We start from the raw sequence: 18,490 nt of genomic DNA, 5'->3' as shown, positions 1-18,490 counted from the left end.
GTTATTATTATAATTAAAAAGTGCTAAATAAGTGATAAATAGGTAAAATTATTCATCAAACATAAAGGGCAAGAATGAATAAAATACTGCAAATGCTCCAACTTCAACAACAGCTAAATGACGCCACAAACGGAGAAGGCTGGGAGAAGGGTATCACCAAAAACGGTAAACTTATCGATTGGAAACGCTGCGCCTATCTTGAATGTGCCGAACTCATAGAGAGTTATCCCTGGAAACACTGGAAAAATATTGATGCAAAACCAGACTATGAAAATATCAAGATCGAAACGGTGGATATCTGGCATTTCATTATGTCTGAGGCCCTTCAAGACTACAAGATTAAAAACAGGGGGACTATTGATGCTTTGGCCCGGTCGATCCACGCTCTACCCAATTATAGTATCTTCGCAGAACCTCTTGAAACTACAGAGAAAAATTACTACGAACAAATAGAAACAGTCGAAAAACTGATAAAGTCACTCTTTTGCGAGACATCAACCGAAAAACCGATCGAAGCATTTATTGATATAGCGATACAGTCAGGACTTAACCTTGATGCTTTATATAAACTTTATATCGGAAAAAATGTTCTAAATCAATTTAGACAGGATCGCGGATACAAAGAAGGAACTTATCATAAGCTATGGAATGGAATTGAAGACAATATTATTATGCAGCAGTGCCTGGATGCACAAGAGGGGATGACAGCAGATGAGCTTTATAATGCGCTTGATGCTGCCTATCCGAAAAAGTAACATCCTCTTTTTTACTACTTTTCAAGGGGTTTACGGAATAATTCTGCCATTGCAGTCTTATTCCGCGACTCTAGTCAGATCCTTTTGTATCATTTGATTGCCAATTACACTGACTTCTGTTGCAATACGAATATTTTTAGGTATATCATATCCACATTCTTGACCGCACTGCACTGTTCCTACAAGATAATACCGTCCGCTCGGAACACCATAAAAAGCAAAATTACCCTGTGCATCTGAAGCCGTAAATCTTAAATAATTAAAAAGTCTGGAATCTGATTCATCCATGCTATAACCGCCAAGATAGCTCTCTTTGTACCACTGTCTTGAATAACTTGTCAACGGATTGAGATACAGTCTTGTTGATGCGCCAAAGATTTTTCTGTTATAGCTATCTGCTAAATAAATAGCGCCTTTTATTGTCCCTTTGCCTGTTTTTGGGAGGCGAGCATATTCGGCAACCGGAAAAGAAATGCGTTTAACTTTTTGCTGGCCCGCCTCATCGGTGATTATCATTTCGTCTTCTGCGATTGTTTCGGTTTCATCTTCAAGATCTGAGATATCGACATTTTCCTCTTCCGGACTGCCTTGGCTTCCCCACTTTGAATACCCTGAAGAACGTGAACCGTTTTCTGAAAGAGTAAGTTCTCTTTCTACACATCCGCTAAAAAAAAATACTATTATTAATAATGTAAAAAATAAGGATATTTTTTTTGTCATTTTTTGCTTCCTTTTTTATATAATCTGAATTATACTGTATTAACTTTAGGAGTATCCACAAGTATCAACAATAAAACCGATCATTTTTTTTATGATTTTTCAAAAACATTTCCAAATAGCCTTTGGCCTGCTCATCTCCGGTAAATGCTGCTTTTTGATACCAAAAGGCTGCTTTTTGGCAATTTTTTTTCACCATTTTTCCGTGATGATAACGCTTGGCAAGTTCGTGCTGTGCTTGCGGCTCGCCATTGCCGGCAAAACGATGCAAGTTTCTCATTTTTCTCTTTTCTTGCTTATAGTATCTTAGCGTATTTACAAAAAACCAACACACGAAAAGAAACAAAAATATTATACTATATATCTCAAAGTCACTTGAAACAAAAAATCGGGTCAAGTCTTCCATTTCATTTTCCCAAACAGAATTCGCCGAACATCTTATCGAGTATCTCTTCACTTTCATAAGGTTTGGAGATAGAAGAGATCATTTTAACGGCTTCTTGCAAATGATAGGAGAAAAACTCCAACTCCCCATTTAGCAATGGCACTTTTGCCTCTTGAATTGATATTTTTGTTTTTGTCACTGCGTCTATTTGGCGCGCTGACACTAGCATTAACTCATCACCTTGACCGATACTGTCAAAAAGATTTTCCAATTTTTGAGTGAGATGCGCAAATCCTTTTTTTGCACTCACTTCTATAGGGGAATATTTGTCAACTCTTGATCTGTCAAAACGGTGCTCCAGATCTGTTTTGTTGATAGCAACAATGCATTCTTTTTCCTTAAGACCATCAACGAGAGAAATTATCTTTTCATCCTCTTCATCAAATATCCTGCTTCCGTCAAACAATGCAATAATGACGTCTGCCTCCTCTATCGAACTTAGTGAACGCTCTATCCCTATCTTTTCTATGCCGTCTTGAGCATCACGGATGCCTGCAGTATCGACCAGCCTGATAATATGAGAACCGATCCTTACCTGCTCTTCTATAGTATCTCTTGTGGTGCCGGCGATATCGCTGACAATCGCCCTCTCATAACTAAGCAATGCATTCAACAAAGAACTTTTACCCACATTGGGCTTGCCGATAATGGCTACCCTAAAGCCATCTATCAGCCCTCTGCGTCTATGGCTGGCATCGACAATTCGTTCTATTTGAAAGGTAAGCCCATCAAGTTGATCAAGAATACTTTGCATAATATCATCAGGGATATCTTCTTCAGCATAATCTATCATCACTTCAGAATAGGCCAGCGACCTAAGCAAGGCCTCCCTGGTTTCCTCTACAAATATTTTAAGTTCGCCTTTGAGTTGTTTGGCTAAAATTTTAGCGGCATCCACACTCTTGGCCTCAATCAACTTTGAGATGGCTTCCGCTTCGGTCAGATCAATCTTTCCGTTTAAAAAAGCCCGCTTGGAAAATTCTCCCGGCTCAGCAAGACGCACGCCATGGGTCATTGCCGTATCGAGAATCTCTTGTGCCACCACTATGCCGCCATGGCATTGAAATTCAACAATATCCTCTCCGGTAAAACTATTAGGTGCTGCAAAATAAATCATAATTGCACGGTCAATAAGTATATTTTCCGGGGTATAAAGAGAGGTTAGATGCGCATATCTTGGAACAATCTCTTGCTTATGTGAAATTTTGTGAGCAATCTGCAATGCTTCTTCCCCGCTTATTCTGACAATAGAGATCGAGGAAACGCCATGTGCGGTGGCAATGGCAGCGATTGTTTTATGCATGAATTTTATTATTAAAATCGTTGATCACAACAAATTTGCTGCCGTTTTTGCCTGTTTTTACAGCCACATATTTATCGGGAAAGGTTTTGCGGAGCTGTTCTAAAGCAATCTGAACCAAAATTCCATCCAAAGGACGTGTTTTTCCTTTTCCAAATTTTTCTACATTTTCAATAACCGGCTTAATATAATTGCGGATCATCTCTTCTTGTGAAGTTAAAAATTCTGCTATTTCAAGCTTAACAAAAAGTTCATACTTTGCATGCAGCCAGTTAAACAACATATAAGAAAGTGCGTTATAGCGATAGCCCTCTTTGCCTATAAGCAACGCGGCATCTTCTCCGTCAATAAAGATAAGAGCAGTATTATCTCTTACGTCCACTTCAACGACATCAATATCGAAACACGAATACGATAAAAGTTCTTTCAGCTGATTTTCTATAAGAAGCGCCAATTCATCATAGATAATGCCTTCTTCTTCATACACCTCTTGCTTCTGATGCATATCTGTATCAAAAAAACTATCTAAAACTGCATTTTTTTCAGCCAAAATAATCTTGTCGTCAAGAATCATCTGCCCGGATGCAGTCAAACTGCTTTCTCCGGCAGCACTCTGTGTATGCTTTGCTGCCGTTTTTGTTTTGGAGACCTCTTTTGGTTTATCGTAAACAGCAATAATAATTGCTTCTTTTTTAAAAAAACCAAATAGCCCTTTAAAGGGATGCTGCACCACTTCATATTTAAGTTCAGTAACAGAACACTCTAATTCCTTGGCAGCCTTTTGATAGGCTTCTTCAAGAGTAGGTGCATGAACTTTTTTCATTTGCTATCCTTTCCCTTGTGGTGCAATGCGATGGCTGCCTCTTTATGTTTGCTATACATATGATTGATATAGTACTGCTGCGCGATAGTAAAGAGGTTATTGACCAGCCAATACAGCACAAGGCCTGATGGAAAATAGACAAAAAATACCGTCATAATGACCGGAAACCACTTAAAAATCTTCTCTTGAAGTGGATCAGTGAAATTTGACGGTGTAATTTTTTGTTGAAAATACATTGATGCGCCCATCAAAATCGGCAGGATAAAGTAAGGATCCATTCTGGAAAGATCGTTTATCCATAACATCCAGTTGGCGCCTTGAAGCTCATCGGCATTCAAAAGTACGCGATACAATGCAAAGAAAACAGGAATTTGAAGCAGCATGGGCAGACATCCCCCCATAGGATTGGCTCCATGTTTTTTATATAATTCCATCATCTGCATATTCATCTTTGCAGGATCACCTTTATATTTCTCTTTAAGTTCCTTCATTTTGGGCGCTAAATCTTTGAGCTTTTGCATTGACATCATGCCTTTATATGAAAGAGGGAAAAGTATCAGTTTTACCAAAACAGTAAAAAGAATAATTGCCCATCCCCAGTTCCCTATATATCCGTGTATCCACAAAAGAACCTTAAAGAAAGGGATTGCCAAAAAAGAGAACCAGCCAAACTCAATTGCATCGGTAAGTTCCGCATGTATGGATTTAAGAATTTCATGGTCTTTTGGGCCTATATAGCCATGCAGATTAAACTCGCTGCTTCCTTGAATAAAAATAAGGGGATTGTCCTCTTTCTCTTTTAAAATAGAAACATTTATTCCTTTGTCGAAATCAAACAATAGTGAAGCATAATATCGATCAAATGCAGAAGCGATTTTGGCATTATTAAAACTTTCATTGCCTTTTGCATCCCCGTCTTCTATGGTTTTAATGGTATTTTCATTTGTCTTAATCAATGCCCCACGCACCAGCATATATATAGACTGATCGGCTACGGGTCTATAGCCGGGAGTAATGAAATATGATGCATCTTTGGATGTTGTCACTGCAACATCGTAAGCTCCGTTTGCTTTAAATGTAATCTTTTTTGTCACAGTAAGCTCTGAGAGCTTCTGCTCCAGTATTACAGTTTGGTCCTCGTTGGATACATCAATACTGTTTGCGCCCACAACGCTATAAGGCGTTTTAAACGCTTCACTATTTATAGTCGCATCAGAAAATCGTATCTCAAGGGGCTTGGCTTTTTGCGGATCAAGGATCTTTAAGGTATTGCCTTCATCATCCCTATACTTATCCTCCAAAAGCTCTACTTGTGCAATACGGCCATATACATCTATCGTCATTATAAAATTGGTAGATTTGACTGTCGCCAAGACAGAGGTTTCCGGTTTTGCAGGAGCATCAACGGCAGCATCAGATGTATTTTGTGCTAAAGAGGTGCTGTTTTCGGGGGCAGGATATGCTTGGGTTTGCGTTACATTTTTTTCACTCTTATGTTCTGTAGTTTGTGCCGGAAAAAAATAACTAAATGCAATAAATACAAAAAAAGAGAGGGCAAGTGCCAAAAGAAGTCGTTTTTGAAGATCTTGTTGTTCCAAAGTGATACCTTTATTAAAAATACTGATTGAGACAATAGTATAGTATGATATATGTTAAGTTTCTTTGATGCAGGTCAAATTCGAATAAGCTATTTTTCAGCCAAGCATCTCTTGAGCGCGAGCAGATACGATTTGCGCGTCTCTTGATAAGTTTCTTTGATAAGTGCAGGCTTTGCAACTAGCACATAACTACCCGCAGACAGAAGATCAATATTTTCTATGAAATGTGCCCTTAGTAAACGTTTAGCTCTGTTTCGATGAACTGCATTTCCTATTTTTTTACTGGCAACAAACCCCACTTTGAACTCTTTCTCTTTTTTATAAAAAAGAACAAAATAAGGAGTGTGCCATATTTTGGTGGCATGTTTGTACACGCCATCAAACTCTTTACCAGTTTTTATTCTAGTAAAATGTTTTATGCAGCTAATTTTTTTCTGCCTTTAGCTCTTCTTGCAGAAATCACTTTTCTGCCGTTTTTTGTTTTCATTCTTGTTCTAAACCCGTGTGTTCTTTTTCTTGGTGTAGTGTGTGGCTGGTATGTTCTTTTCATTTCGTATGATCCTTCATAAAATTTTGCCTAAACGCAGTGTAAGACAATAGTGGACGCGATTTTACCTTAACCTGCCTTAAATCATACTAATATAAACTTCGAAAAACAATTTCACCCTCTTTGTTTTCCGACTTCGCTTGAAAATAAGTATCTATAAGCCTCAAAACAGCTTCTTTGATCGAATATTTTGTTGTTCTTATCTCCAATGCAACACTATAAACACTATGACCATTGCTTAACAGTATCTTTCGAAGCAATCTCTCTGCAAACCGATATCCGCCTTCTACTTTTGTCTTTTGACAGATAACTGCATAAAGATCGTCCTCTTTATTGATCTTAAAAAGCATGTCTGTATCACGCTTTTCTTTTTTTAGTAAATCACACAAGTCAATATCTTTTGCCGAAATCAATACGATAACAAATGTCTGATCTTTTTTGTGCTCCAGAAAGTAATATAAAATATCTAACGTTGTCTCGAGCTTATCTATCATTTTAGATGCTATTTTTATCTGCTTTTCATTAAAATGCAAACCTTCCCTCGCCATCTCTCTCCCCCTTTTCATAACCTGCATAAGTGTTTGTTGATTATATCAAAATTAATTTTAGCATACTATTGCTATACTTGCATTTATGAAAAAAGAACCTACCTACAACCTACCTTCTCCCGTTTGGCTGCTTGAAGAAAAGCGCTTGATTTCAAACTTGGAAACAATAACCTATATTAAAAAAGAAAGCGGCGCAAAAGTGTTGCTTGCGCTCAAAGGCTATGCGCTTTGGAAAAGCTTTGACACTATCAAACCTTATTTGGAAGGATGCTGCGCCAGCGGACTGCACGAAGCAAAACTTGCCTATGACACCTTTGGCAAGGAAGTGCACACCTATTCGCCTGCATTCAAAGAAGAAGAGATCGATGAGATAGCAAAAATCTCTCATCATCTGGTTTTCAACTCTCCTGCACAATTCAAACGATTTGCTGCACAAGCCAAAAAAATCAATCCTGTGCTCTCGCTGGGATTGCGTATCAATCCTGAATACTCAGAATCTCCCAAGGAAATCTATAATCCTTGCGGACTCTACTCAAGACTGGGTACCACCATCGCAAACTTTGACGAGAGCATCCTGGCACAATGCGAGGGACTGCATGTTCATGCACTTTGTGAGCAGGGAAGCGAAGCGTTAGAAAAAGTACTCGAGCATTTTGAGGAGAAATTCGGAGCCTATATACCTAAAATGAAGTGGATCAATTTTGGCGGCGGACATCACATTACACGCAAAGGGTATGATATTGAGAAGCTTATCGATCTTATCAAGGCTTTCAAATTCAAATATAACGTAGAGGTGTATCTTGAACCGGGTGAAGCTATAGGATGGGAGACAGGATCGTTGATAGCGTCCGTATTGGATATCGTGCACAACGGAATAGATATCGCCATACTTGATACTTCTGCTGAAGCCCATATGCCCGATACCATCATCATGCCTTATCGCGCCGAAGTACGCAATGCAGGCGAAGCCGGCGAGAAAACCCACACATACCGTCTTGCAGGCAACACCTGTTTGGCGGGAGACATCATGGGGGATTATAGTTTTGATGCGCCGCTTAAAATCGGCGATAAAATTGTCTTTGAAGATCAGATGCACTATACGATGGTCAAGGCAACAACATTTAACGGGATTAAACTTCCAAGCATTGCCATTCAAAGAGCCGACGGCACCTTAGAAGTCGTACGAGAATTTGGCTATGAAGATTTCAAAAACAGACTTTCTTAAAAATCTGTTTTATAGATAATATCATAGGATTGCGAAATTTCACTTGCCTCCAAGACGCTTTGAATGTGAGGAGTGTGTCTATACTGAAGCTTGACACTGGCAATCTCATCATTGACATAAATAATCGTGATTTTATCGGTAAGTCTTTTTCCCACTTCAACACTGTTTCCTTCCCCGAAAACAAGATGGTCTATCTTTACTCCGGCATTTACCAATGCCGATTTTGCCATAGCACCTCCCATCATTTTCATCATGTCGTCTCCGTCATGAGTCCCTGCCCCAGCCTCTGAATCAAACAGAATAACCGAAAGTATCTCTTCTTTTGTAAGGCTGGGAGAAGAAGAAAAATTAACGACAGGCGCATCAGGCGATCCCGAAGCGACAATCGTGATAAGATGGTGAAGGGCTCTGTTTTCTATTTTAGCCTCAAGCATCGGCTTTTTAGGGTTACCGGTAAAATACAGATAGCTTTTATCAAAAACAAACTTTTTCTTTTCAAACCTATAGGTTCCTCCTTTTGGGATCTCAACAGTACCTATCAAATTTAACGGTGAATGCTCAGCTTTATAAACCAATAAATTTGCATCGATGGCAATATCGATATCGCCTTGCTTGTAGATAAGGGGTTTTTGCGTTTTTATCTGTACCGCTGCACTCAAATTATCCATAAAAGAACTTTGCTTTTTCTTTTTGATGTCCTGAACCATGATGATATCCTCATCCGAGGCAAAGCTTTTTCGGCTCATATCATAATATACATTGCCGCCCAAAAGCGTAATATCGCCGGCGACAGATGTTTTATTTCCGTCCAGGGAGGTTTTAAGATTGATTTTGCTGTCAAACTCTACAGCCTCATGGGAGATATGAAGCGAATCTGCCGTGGTTGCAAATTCGCCTTTTAGGGTTTTAGTGTTATAAGATCCTTTCGTTTTTACCTCATCGTTAACCCATAATTCTACCACTTGCAGCGTATCATTCTCCATTTGGATTGTTGATGGTTTGGTAGCAAAAAACTTTTGCTTGTCATAAGTAACCCGATAGTTTTCCAAAGTTATTTTAGATGCTTCCAGACGGCTTTTAAACGCAATATCGGTGAGATGGTATATTGTTTTGGAATCGGCTTTATAGCTTATTTTAGGGGAAGAAAGCAGCAAATCGACATGCTTAAGCTCTGTAATTTCTGCGTGAAGATTTGCGCTTCCTTCAACTTGAGGTATCTCCTTAAGAGTATAAATAGATTGCAAATCTTTCATCAGTATCTGTAGGGATTGCGCTTTAATATCTACCGTGAATGCTTTATCCAAAATTCCGCCTATATCGGCTTGCATCCCGCCCAAATTGAATTTTCCATTGATTTTTGAATCTTCCAATGCATAAACGGCGCTTGCTTTAAATACCTCAGTATCCACTTTTGTGTCTACGGTTTTTTTATCCCAAACCAATTCTGCTTTCAGTGGGCTGAGATTCTCCCATTTGATTGCTTTGTTGTATGATTTTAAAAGAGAATTTTGCGGTATTATGCTTGTCATGCTGATCTGAAGCGTTTTTTTATACAAAATATCCGCATCAATAGTGACAAGATCGGAATCTATTTTTGTTTTACCTTCCCATGTCGCATTTGCATCAAAATCCAAAGGCATATCTACTGTCACATTGCCTTTTGCTTTTTGCAGCCCTACCGGAAGCTCAAATATTTCGCTCAGCATGATAGCTTCTTTTGTCTCAAGATGCAGCCGCCCTTTTTTGAATTCAGACAAATTGAAATCTCCTTTGATATGGCCAGATTCCAATTGGGCCTGCAAGCTGCTGATGTTTCCTTCATAAGCTAGTACCGGAGACTCCAATAGTTTTGCTAATTTGGGATCGATGCCCGTCAATGTTTTTGCTTGAATCTTTCCGTTGTAGCGGATCATTTTGCCTATTTCCAAGGTATTGGTCAATAAAACTCCTTTTGCATAAGGGGTAGTAACCAAAAGATGCGAATCTATCTGCAGGGTTTTGCTGGCGATTTTGTAAACCGCATGCGAATGAAGATCATCGACATCTATATTCAGTTGGCCTTCTTCTTGATCCAAAATTCGCATGGCTTTGGTGTTTAAATCTGCAACCGCTTCTTCTTTGGATATATTAAGATCCATAGCGATATTTGTGATAGCTTCTTTGCGAACCGGGAGTTTATAGAGATCAAAAAGTGCTGGACTCGGTATAATATTCAATCTTCCCATCAGTATATTTTGGCGAATGTTTCCTTGGTAAAGCGCGTTACCGACATTAGAAGTCATATTCAAATCTAATAAGCCCTGCTCTGCTGATAATTTTTCCGTATTCAATACCACATTTTCGCCCTTCAGCACAAAACGGTCTATCTTAAGCGATTCAAAGCTTCTGGGAAGCAAAGAGATATCTGCCTGATGCAATTTGACATATTTGGGAATAAACGGTGACGGCTCAACGCTCTCAAGATCGTTTTTGTTCTCGGCGGCAGCATTTTTTACAGCAGCGCTCTGTATTGATGCGGCTATTTTTTCCAATGCCTCCGTGTCAACATTTTCAAGCGATAAAGACTCTATTTGCAATATCTGATTTAAAAAATTTGCCTCAAGACTTAACTTGGTAATATTGGTATCGGCAGACAGTATCGCATTTTCTACTTCAAGCGCATCTTGGCGATAGACCACTTTTTGTGCACCGACAAAAAAATCTCTCACTGTAATTGCATTGCGTACAAACGCATCAAGACTTACAGAAAGATTTTCGATTGCTACCGTAAAATCGAACGGTTTCGAATCTTTTTTAGGCTCATCGCTTTCAAATGAAGAAACAAATTTTTCGATCGTATCAACATTCGCTTTTTCTATCTGCAATTTTGTAACAGCAATGTGTTTATGCAAAAGTGCATTGGGATTCCATTTTAATGTAATCTTTTCAGCCAAAGGCTCGCCTTTGTAGCTCGGTGTTTCTATCTCTATCCCCGTAAAAACATTTCCTCTCAGCCCTTCATAAGAGATACCGTATTGGGGAGCAAACTTCTCTGCTGCCTTTTGAATTACCCACGGCGAATTGGCTGCAAAATAGATCATGCCTCCCAATGCAAACACTGCAAAAAAGATAAAAAAGATAATACCGTTTCGCCCAAAATCTGAGTTGCTTGAGGATACTGTTTTCAAAATGATTGTCCTATTTGAAATGAAATACCGTACTGAGACGGATCATGAACGTTAACTCCTATATCCATCTTGATAGGCCCGATAGGCGTCATATAGCGCACACCCGCCCCTGCGGAAGTGATGAAATCTCCCGAAAAATCATAACTCTCTTTTGTCAGCATCGTATTGTCCGTAAAAACTGCTCCATAGAAATCACCCCATATGGGATAATCTGCTTCAAAAGAGAAATTGAGCATACTCGAAGCGCCCTCGATACTCTCCTCTGTCGGAGAGAGTATTACGCCGATTTCTCTAAAACCATAGGCCCTGTTACTAAAAGATCCTCCGCCAAAAAAGAGTTTTGACTCAGGAATTTCGTTGGACGTCTGGTCTATCACTCCTGCTTTAGCCACCCCTGCAAGCGTCAAATTTCCGAAACTATAAATATATCTTCCCTCAATAAGCAATTTTTCATACACGCTTGCTTCATCACTGTAAGGAACACCGTATTCAAAATATCCCGATAGATAATAGCCGTATTTGGGATTGAGTTTTGAATCCCTTGCATCATATATCCCTTCAAAATAGGGATAAAAAAGCAAAAATGTACCGTCATTAATCGCTTGCTGAAGCACTTGATTGTCTGCGAGATTGTCTATCAGGGCGATGTCAATATTTTCAAGCGCGACTCCGGCCCTGAGTTTTAATTTTTCATGTTCATGCTCAAAGTATGCCCTTGTATACTCTTTTTTTTCCATAAATCCGTCATATTCAAGATTGGAATATCCTGCAACTGCACCAAAATCCAGATAGTACCCAAACAGATCAAACCAGGCCGGTTTAAAAAAATCCAACTGAAGAAGCTCTTCTTTTTGTGACCATGATATCTGCAGTTTTATTTTTTGCGCATCGCCCATAAAATTTTTCTTAGTCACTTCGCTATGCACACGCGCTCCCACATACGTATCATAACCCGCACCCGTCTCCAGATGATAGGGCTTTCTTACCTCACTCAAGACGATATCTATAGGAACTTTATTGTAAAACTTACGATTCGAATTTACGATCACACTGTCAAAGGCATCAAGCATGTATAGGTTTGCATAGGTCTGCTCAATGCGTCTTGTATCAAATCGTTCCCCCTCTTTTGCCGCTATGCGCGAAAGCACTATCTTCTCATCTATTGTCTTTAAGCCCTTGATATTGGTTTGATCAAATACACAAATATCACCTTTTTTCAACGCATATCTCAGATCAACCCGGTGGGACTCTAAATCCACATACGCCTTGGTATCAAGATCATAGCTGCAATACCCGTCTTTAAGCAAAGCACTGATAATTTCATTTTTAATACGAACAAACTCTTTGGCCCTGAATCTTTCACCTTTTTTAAAGGTAACATATTCGGCGATGCTGTAGTCGCTGCTTATGGCGATATCGTTAACAAGAACAGGTGAGTTTTCATTGATTTTTATAGTAACTGAGGTATTGGTCTCTTTGATCGTAAAATTTGCATCATAAAACCCCTCAGAATCATAAAAACTTTTTAATGTCGGGTCGAGTGTCGGGATCAGTTTGTCTTTAATGCGAGGAGTATCTTCTTTCCAAAACTGGAAAAAACTTTTAGTATCTGCGCTTAACGCATCATAAAGTTTTGCCTCCTCAAATGCCTTTTGTCCTGAGATATGAATGGTGTGCGTAGGCAATGGGGTCTCCTTGGCACTGCACAACCCGCTTAAAAACAAAGCAAAAAAAAGTATTTGTTTATAATTCATTCTTCGATCTCCATTTTTTACATTTTATCAAAAAGAAATTAACATAAAGCCTTTGTGTCTTTGTCCAAAAACGTGCAGTTAAAACTTCTGATTCGCGCATAAATTCGATTCACGATCAAATCCTCAATGGCGAAAATTCCGTCATCTTAATCTAGAATCGAATTTGGGGAGATAGGGCAAAATCCAAATTTCTTAACGCAGCAGATCCCTTACGCTCTGCATAGGGTCTTTGTTCTCTTCTATCATCGCATAAACTTCAGCAGCGATAGGTAAATAAATCTGCTTTTCTTGGGCTATCTTATGAAGCGCTCTGGCTGTTGGTACACCCTCTGCAACCTCTCCCAACTCCCGGAGTATCACATCCATGCTTTTTTTGGCAGCAAGCCCCAGTCCTACCCTATAATTACGTGAGAGTGTGGAACTGGCGGTCAAAAAAAGATCTCCCGCACCCCCCAAAGAAAGAAAAGTTTCGCTTTTCGCACCAAAAAATAGACCAAATCTCGTCATCTCCACGAGCCCTCTTGAGATAAGTGCGGCTCTGGCATTATTTCCAAGCCCCAACCCGTCACAAACACCTCCTGCAATGGCAATTACATTCTTGTAGGCTCCTGCAACTTCTGCACCTACCACATCATCACTAACATAACCCTTGATAAAATCCGGCAATGCGTCTGCATAGATTTTTGCAAGTTCCAAATTGGTTGAGCTGATGATCAGTGCTGTGGGCAAAGATTCTTTCACTTCGCTTGCAAAAGAGGGCCCGGAGATAAAAGCCAATCTGTCAGGAGAAACAAACTCCGAATAAATCTCATTCAAAAAAGCTCCCGTGGCTGTCTCTATTCCTTTGGCTGCAACCAAAATCTTCTGCCCTTTGTCTTTGAAATGTTCCTGCATCCAGCTGCGCACATTTTGTGCAGGTATGGCCATAACAAGATACTCTCTGCCCAAAGCTTCATCTACTGAAACGAAATGCTCTATCTCTCTGGGTGTACGAGAAGAGATGACCACATCATTATTTTGGCTGTAGGCATGATAAAGAGCCTGTCCCCATTTGCCCGCACCGATAATGGCAATCTTCATAGCTTATCCTCTCTCTTTTGTTTGGGTGATAAAATTTTCAAATGCATTCAGATTTTCTTCGCTTCCCAGGCAAACGATCATGTCGCCGGTATCCAACTTGTGATTCACGCCTGCAGTTGCAAAGATAAAATTGTTTCCAAGTTCCTGATCGATCATTCCCACCAAAAGCACCCCATGCTGTTCAAAGCTATATTCATCAGACATCACACCTCTTAGAAAAGAATCCTCCGAGATCACAAACTCTTTAAAACTAATTTCGCGACGGTCACCCACAAATCCTTCAAGAAGTTTTATTGTAACCGGCCTTTTGAGGATACTGTGGATGCGGTTGGCGCTCACTTCGTAAAGATCAATTACTTTATCGGCACCTGCCATTTTGAGTTTTTGCGTTGTATGGATCGAATCGGAGATGGACAAAATGGTGCATGTCTCAAACAGGGAACGAAGCGACAGCGTCAAAAAGACATTGAGATGCTCATCATCCATTACACAGACAAGCTGATCTTTTGGCGTAATATTTAATTTTATCAAATGCTCATCATTGGTTACATCAACCAAATACGTCTCCTCAAAACCGTCTTCTTTGGCTTGTTGAGAATTTTTTTCATCGGATTCGACAATCACCACATAAAAACCGTCTTCACTTAACCCCCTGGCAATAGGTTTTCCGTGATTACTGTAACCAAACAAAAAAACTCTTGAGTCTATCATGATCGTCCGCCTCTTTTGTAGAGATCTTTAAAATATTCGATACTTGCTTCTTGCCCCATCACCAACAGCACATCTTCTTGTTGAAATATCTCATCTTTGGAGGGAATAAACATAAAAGGATGATCTTTGCCTCTGTAGATACCGATAAAAAGAAGTCTGAAAGATTTAAAATCAATCTGATCAACACGTTTTTGACAAATCATGTCCTGCTCCAGCACACGTATCTCATCAACACGTGCAGTGCCTTTTCCGGCCAAAATGGCATGTACCGCCTTATACATCCTAGGATGGGAAATGGCGGTACGTATCATCGTATCGGCTACTTCGGTGGGCAGTAAGATGTGGTCTGCTCCGGCACGCTCAAATTTTTTCACCATCTCGCGGCTGCTTGCCCTGGCTATAACATCTATTTTAGGAGAGACGCTTTTGGCATTGAGGGTGATATAGATGTTTTCAATGTCGTTTTTGGTAAGGCAAAGCAGTGTAATCTTCGAGTGCATCACGTTAAATTTGCTAAGCGTCTTATAGCGGCTGGCATCCTCTTGTATCACATCAAAACCGTCTTTTTGGGCTTCGTGGACTTTAAGCGGGTCTTTTTCGAGAATAATATAATTTTGCAGACGGTCATCATTTTGGGCAAAAAACATTTTAGTCATTTGGCCATATCCGCAAATGATAACAAATTGTTTATTTTTGTTAATCTTTTCGACAATTCGATCCTCTTTTAGCTCAACCAATTTTTCTGAAAAAGCCGAAACGATCACAGAGGTTGCAAAAGAAATCATCGCAATACCGCTGATAATAATCACCATCGAGATGCTTCTTCCTGCATCCGTTACGGGGGAAATGTCCCCATACCCAACGGTTGAAATCGTCACCAAAGCCCAATAGATTGCATCAAAAAGCGATTCGATGTCGGGATTGACCTGCTCTTCGATAACGTAAAGGGCCACCCCCGCAGTCATAACAACAAAAATCAAAAGAAACAAAAGAGTCAGCAGCTCAAAACGTTTGCTTGAAAGCACATGGGTAAATTGACTGATATTTTTGGCGTAGCGAAGCAGTTTAAATACGCGAAAAAGAACAAAAATACGCAAAATCCTTAACGGCCTGTATGCAGGAAATATCGCTAAAAGATCGATAATGGCCGAAGGGGTGAGCATATACTCCATCTTTTCCTTGCCTGCAAGCTTCAGGGGTTTGACAGCATGAAACGTTTTTCCTAAAAATTGGGATTGCCGATACTCTTCGATCACCAAGGGCGTGATATCGCTGTGAACCCATACGCGGAAAAGGTACTCAACCAAAAAAATGGCCGAAACGACATAGATATCATAGTAATCTGCCCATACAGGCACAGGATGCTTAACCTGATAGACAAGAATTGTTATAGAGGTCATTATCAAAAAGATAATGCTCAAATCGACATATTTTTTATAAGGATTCGAGGAATCGTTCAGTATGCCTCGGACAAAAGATTTGACCGTTTTGTAGCGGTTGGAGCGGGAAAGAATCAGTGCGATCTTCAATACCCATTGATTCATTTTTCCGTTCCTTTTTTAGCTTAATCTAATTTTTGCTTTAGCAGTTCATTGACCTTTCCCGGATTGGCAGATCCTTTACTGGCTTTCATCGTTTGTCCGACAAAAAATCCAAACAGTTTGTCTTTTCCTGATCTGTACTCGGCTACCTTGTCCTGATTGTTCGCAAGTATTTCATCAATGATGGCCAAAATTGCACCGTCATCACTCACCTGCATAAGTCCTAACTGTTCAATAATAGCATCGATATCTTTGCTTTCATTTTCCATCATATAGTCAAGTACCTCTTTGGCACCTTTGCCGGAAATCGTATCGTCTTCGATTTTAGAGACTAGGCAACCGAGTGTTTTTGCATCCACGGGGGAATTTTCGATCGAAATGCCTGCTTTATTGAGCCGCCCCAGCAGTTCTGAAGTAAGCCATGTCACCGCTGATTTTGCAACAGCGCCGTGTGCAAGCATCTCCTCAAAATAATATGCCATCTCTTTGGCCGCTGTGATTACAAGCGCATCCTCTTTTTTTATGCCAAGTTCTTCAATATAGCGTTTTACTTTCGCATCAGGAAGCTCGGGAATAATTTTTGCTTCTTCCATCATCGCTTCAGTCACGATGACAGGACGAAGATCGGGATCCGGAAAATAACGGTAGTCTGCGCTCTCTTCTTTTCCTCTCATAGATTTCGTAACCCCCTCAGCCACATTCCACAACCTTGTTTCCTGACAAATTTCGCGCTCATATACTCCGTCTTCATATGCTTCTGTCTGTCTTTGCACTTCATACGCGATCGCAGCGGCTACAAATCTAAAAGAGTTGATATTTTTTATCTCCACTCTTGTGCCAAACGTCTTTTGCCCTTTAGGGCGGATAGAGACGTTTACATCGCATCTAAACGATCCCTCCTGCATGTTGGCATCACTGATATCGAGATAACGCACAATAGAGTGCAGTTTTTTCAGATAACGCACCGCCTCATCCGCTGATCTCATATCAGGTTCAGAAACAATCTCAAGCAAAGGAGTTCCTGCACGGTTCAGATCAACCTTGGAGATGTTTCCTTCGTGCATATTTTTTCCCGCATCTGCTTCAAGGTGGGCGCGGGTAATGCCTATAACTTTGGTTGTTCCGTCATCAAAATCGATACTCAATGATCCTTCTCCGACGATAGGAATGTCAAATTGACTGATTTGGTAGGCCATAGGGCTATCCGGATAAAAATAACTTTTGCGGTTGAAAATCGATTTTTGATTAACCTTGGCATCGATCGCGTATCCAAAATTCATTGCTTTTTTGACCGCTTCAAGGTTGAGTACAGGCAAGGCGCCCGGCAAGGCCAGACAGGTGGGGCAGGTGTTTTCGTTTTGATGCGCTGCAAACGAAGTAGGACAAGAGCAAAAGATCTTTGTTTTTGTGTTAAGCTGGACATGGACTTCAAGACCGATGACGGTTTCAAACATAAGTATTTTCCTTTTAAAAAATGACAAAATAATAATAATTTTATTATACCCTTTTGCTTATTTAGGGTAGATGAAACTTTTTTTGATACGATTTTATCAAAAAAAGGAGTTGGATTGTTTTTTTCAAAACCTACACTCACCAATATTTCTGCACTCTTGTGTATCGGGCTTTCTTATTTGGTATCTCCTGCATACCAATCTGCATTGCTTTATGCAGGACTGTTCGCACTTTCAGGATCACTCACCAATCAAATTGCTATTCATATGCTATTTGAAAAAATCCCCGGACTCTATGGCTCGGGAGTCATTGAAAAAAACTTTGAAATGTTTAAAAAAGCGATTCATTCTATGATCATGACTCAATTTTTCACCAAAGAAAAAATAGAGGCGTTTTTCCAGCAGGAAGACCAAAAAATAGATCTTGCGCCTCTTATTGGTTCCACAGATTTTACTCCCGCTTTTGATGCACTTTCTTTAACGGTAATGGAATCAAAATTTGGAGGAATGGTTTCTATGTTTGGCGGACAAAATGCCCTGGATTCTCTACGGGAACCTTTTGCAGACAAACTTAAAAATGCCGTTACAGCCATCGTGGGTTCAAAAATGTTCAAAGCACAACTAGAGCATCATCTTGCACACTCTTCCTTAAGCAGCGACTTTATGCTTTCTATAGAACAGATTGTTGCACAAAGACTTGATGAGCTTACACCCAAAATGATCAAAGAGTTAGTACAGCAGCTCATCGGTGAGCATTTGGGTTGGCTCGTGATCTGGGGCGGAGTTTTTGGAGGCTTGATAGGAGTGGTTTCTTCGCTGGTTCTTTAG

Annotated in this window: 17 protein-coding genes; 3 read left to right on the top strand and 14 right to left on the bottom strand. The window is 40.0% G+C overall.

From position 1 onward, the window contains the following. The first annotated feature begins 74 nt into the window (after positions 1-74). Positions 75-755 carry a dUTPase gene (locus CFH81_00220; GenBank protein DAB40768.1) on the top strand — a complete coding sequence of 227 codons (681 nt, stop codon included), beginning with the start codon at positions 75-77 and terminating at the stop codon, positions 753-755. Between the two features lie 57 nt (positions 756-812). Here the strand turns inward: CFH81_00220 and CFH81_00215 are convergent, their stop codons facing one another. The 8 genes from CFH81_00215 to CFH81_00180 form a co-directional block, all read right to left on the bottom strand. Beyond that, positions 813-1,475, bottom strand: a complete 663-nt coding sequence (locus CFH81_00215; GenBank protein ID DAB40767.1) for a hypothetical protein — start codon at positions 1,473-1,475, stop codon at positions 813-815. Between the two features lie 64 nt (positions 1,476-1,539). Further along, positions 1,540-1,878, bottom strand: a complete 339-nt coding sequence (locus CFH81_00210) for a hypothetical protein (protein ID DAB40766.1) — start codon at positions 1,876-1,878, stop codon at positions 1,540-1,542. Between the two features lies 1 nt (position 1,879). Beyond that, positions 1,880-3,220, bottom strand: a complete 1,341-nt coding sequence (locus CFH81_00205; GenBank protein ID DAB40765.1) for a tRNA uridine-5-carboxymethylaminomethyl(34) synthesis GTPase MnmE — start codon at positions 3,218-3,220, stop codon at positions 1,880-1,882. Next, positions 3,213-4,040 (bottom strand): hypothetical protein, encoded by an 828-nt coding sequence (locus CFH81_00200; protein DAB40764.1) that lies wholly within the window; start codon positions 4,038-4,040, stop codon positions 3,213-3,215. Before CFH81_00200 ends, CFH81_00205 begins: the two co-directional genes overlap by 8 nt. Then, positions 4,037-5,638 carry a membrane protein insertase YidC gene (locus CFH81_00195; GenBank protein ID DAB40763.1) on the bottom strand — a complete coding sequence of 534 codons (1,602 nt, stop codon included), beginning with the start codon at positions 5,636-5,638 and terminating at the stop codon, positions 4,037-4,039. Before CFH81_00195 ends, CFH81_00200 begins: the two co-directional genes overlap by 4 nt. Positions 5,639-5,727: 89 nt before the next feature. After that, positions 5,728-6,039 (bottom strand): ribonuclease P protein component, encoded by a 312-nt coding sequence (rnpA, locus tag CFH81_00190; GenBank protein DAB40762.1) that lies wholly within the window; start codon positions 6,037-6,039, stop codon positions 5,728-5,730. 14 nt (positions 6,040-6,053) lie between these two features. Continuing rightward, complete coding sequence (gene rpmH, locus CFH81_00185) at positions 6,054-6,188, bottom strand: 50S ribosomal protein L34 (protein ID DAB40761.1); 135 nt, start codon at positions 6,186-6,188, stop codon at positions 6,054-6,056. Positions 6,189-6,274: 86 nt separating this feature from the next. Beyond that, on the bottom strand, positions 6,275-6,733 hold the full coding sequence (locus tag CFH81_00180; protein ID DAB40760.1) for a hypothetical protein: 459 nt from the start codon (positions 6,731-6,733) through the stop codon (positions 6,275-6,277). A gap of 85 nt (positions 6,734-6,818) precedes the next feature. Here CFH81_00180 and nspC point away from each other — a divergent pair, with 85 nt between their 5' ends. Continuing rightward, positions 6,819-7,958: a carboxynorspermidine decarboxylase gene (gene nspC / locus CFH81_00175; GenBank protein DAB40759.1), complete on the top strand. Its 1,140-nt coding sequence runs from the start codon at positions 6,819-6,821 to the stop codon at positions 7,956-7,958. Here the strand turns inward: nspC and CFH81_00170 are convergent. The 6 genes from CFH81_00170 to CFH81_00145 all read right to left on the bottom strand — a co-directional run bounded on the left by CFH81_00170 (position 7,955) and on the right by CFH81_00145 (position 17,665). After that, entirely contained in the window at positions 7,955-11,125 is a 3,171-nt protein-coding gene (locus tag CFH81_00170) for a hypothetical protein (protein DAB40758.1), read from the bottom strand. The genes nspC and CFH81_00170 overlap by 4 nt on opposite strands. Beyond that, positions 11,122-12,879 carry an outer membrane protein assembly factor gene (locus CFH81_00165; protein DAB40757.1) on the bottom strand — a complete coding sequence of 586 codons (1,758 nt, stop codon included), beginning with the start codon at positions 12,877-12,879 and terminating at the stop codon, positions 11,122-11,124. The genes CFH81_00170 and CFH81_00165 overlap by 4 nt, the downstream gene beginning before the upstream one ends. Before the next feature lie 192 nt (positions 12,880-13,071). Beyond that, on the bottom strand, positions 13,072-13,959 hold the full coding sequence (locus CFH81_00160) for an NAD(P)H-dependent glycerol-3-phosphate dehydrogenase (GenBank protein DAB40756.1): 888 nt from the start codon (positions 13,957-13,959) through the stop codon (positions 13,072-13,074). Between the two features lie 3 nt (positions 13,960-13,962). Continuing rightward, positions 13,963-14,670, bottom strand: a complete 708-nt coding sequence (locus tag CFH81_00155; GenBank protein ID DAB40755.1) for a potassium channel protein — start codon at positions 14,668-14,670, stop codon at positions 13,963-13,965. Beyond that, entirely contained in the window at positions 14,667-16,214 is a 1,548-nt protein-coding gene (locus tag CFH81_00150) for a potassium channel protein (protein ID DAB40754.1), read from the bottom strand. The genes CFH81_00155 and CFH81_00150 overlap by 4 nt, the downstream gene beginning before the upstream one ends. A 20-nt stretch (positions 16,215-16,234) precedes the next feature. After that, positions 16,235-17,665, bottom strand: a complete 1,431-nt coding sequence (locus tag CFH81_00145; GenBank protein ID DAB40753.1) for an Asp-tRNA(Asn)/Glu-tRNA(Gln) amidotransferase GatCAB subunit B — start codon at positions 17,663-17,665, stop codon at positions 16,235-16,237. Positions 17,666-17,779: 114 nt separating this feature from the next. Here CFH81_00145 and CFH81_00140 point away from each other — a divergent pair, with 114 nt between their 5' ends. Further along, entirely contained in the window at positions 17,780-18,490 is a 711-nt protein-coding gene (locus tag CFH81_00140) for a DUF445 domain-containing protein (GenBank protein ID DAB40752.1), read from the top strand.

Source organism: Sulfurovum sp. UBA12169 (assembly GCA_002742845.1).
Lineage (GTDB): Bacteria > Campylobacterota > Campylobacteria > Campylobacterales > Sulfurovaceae > Sulfurovum.
The sequence above is the reverse complement of the archived record's forward strand: the minus strand, read 5'-3'. Positions and strand labels throughout refer to the sequence as shown.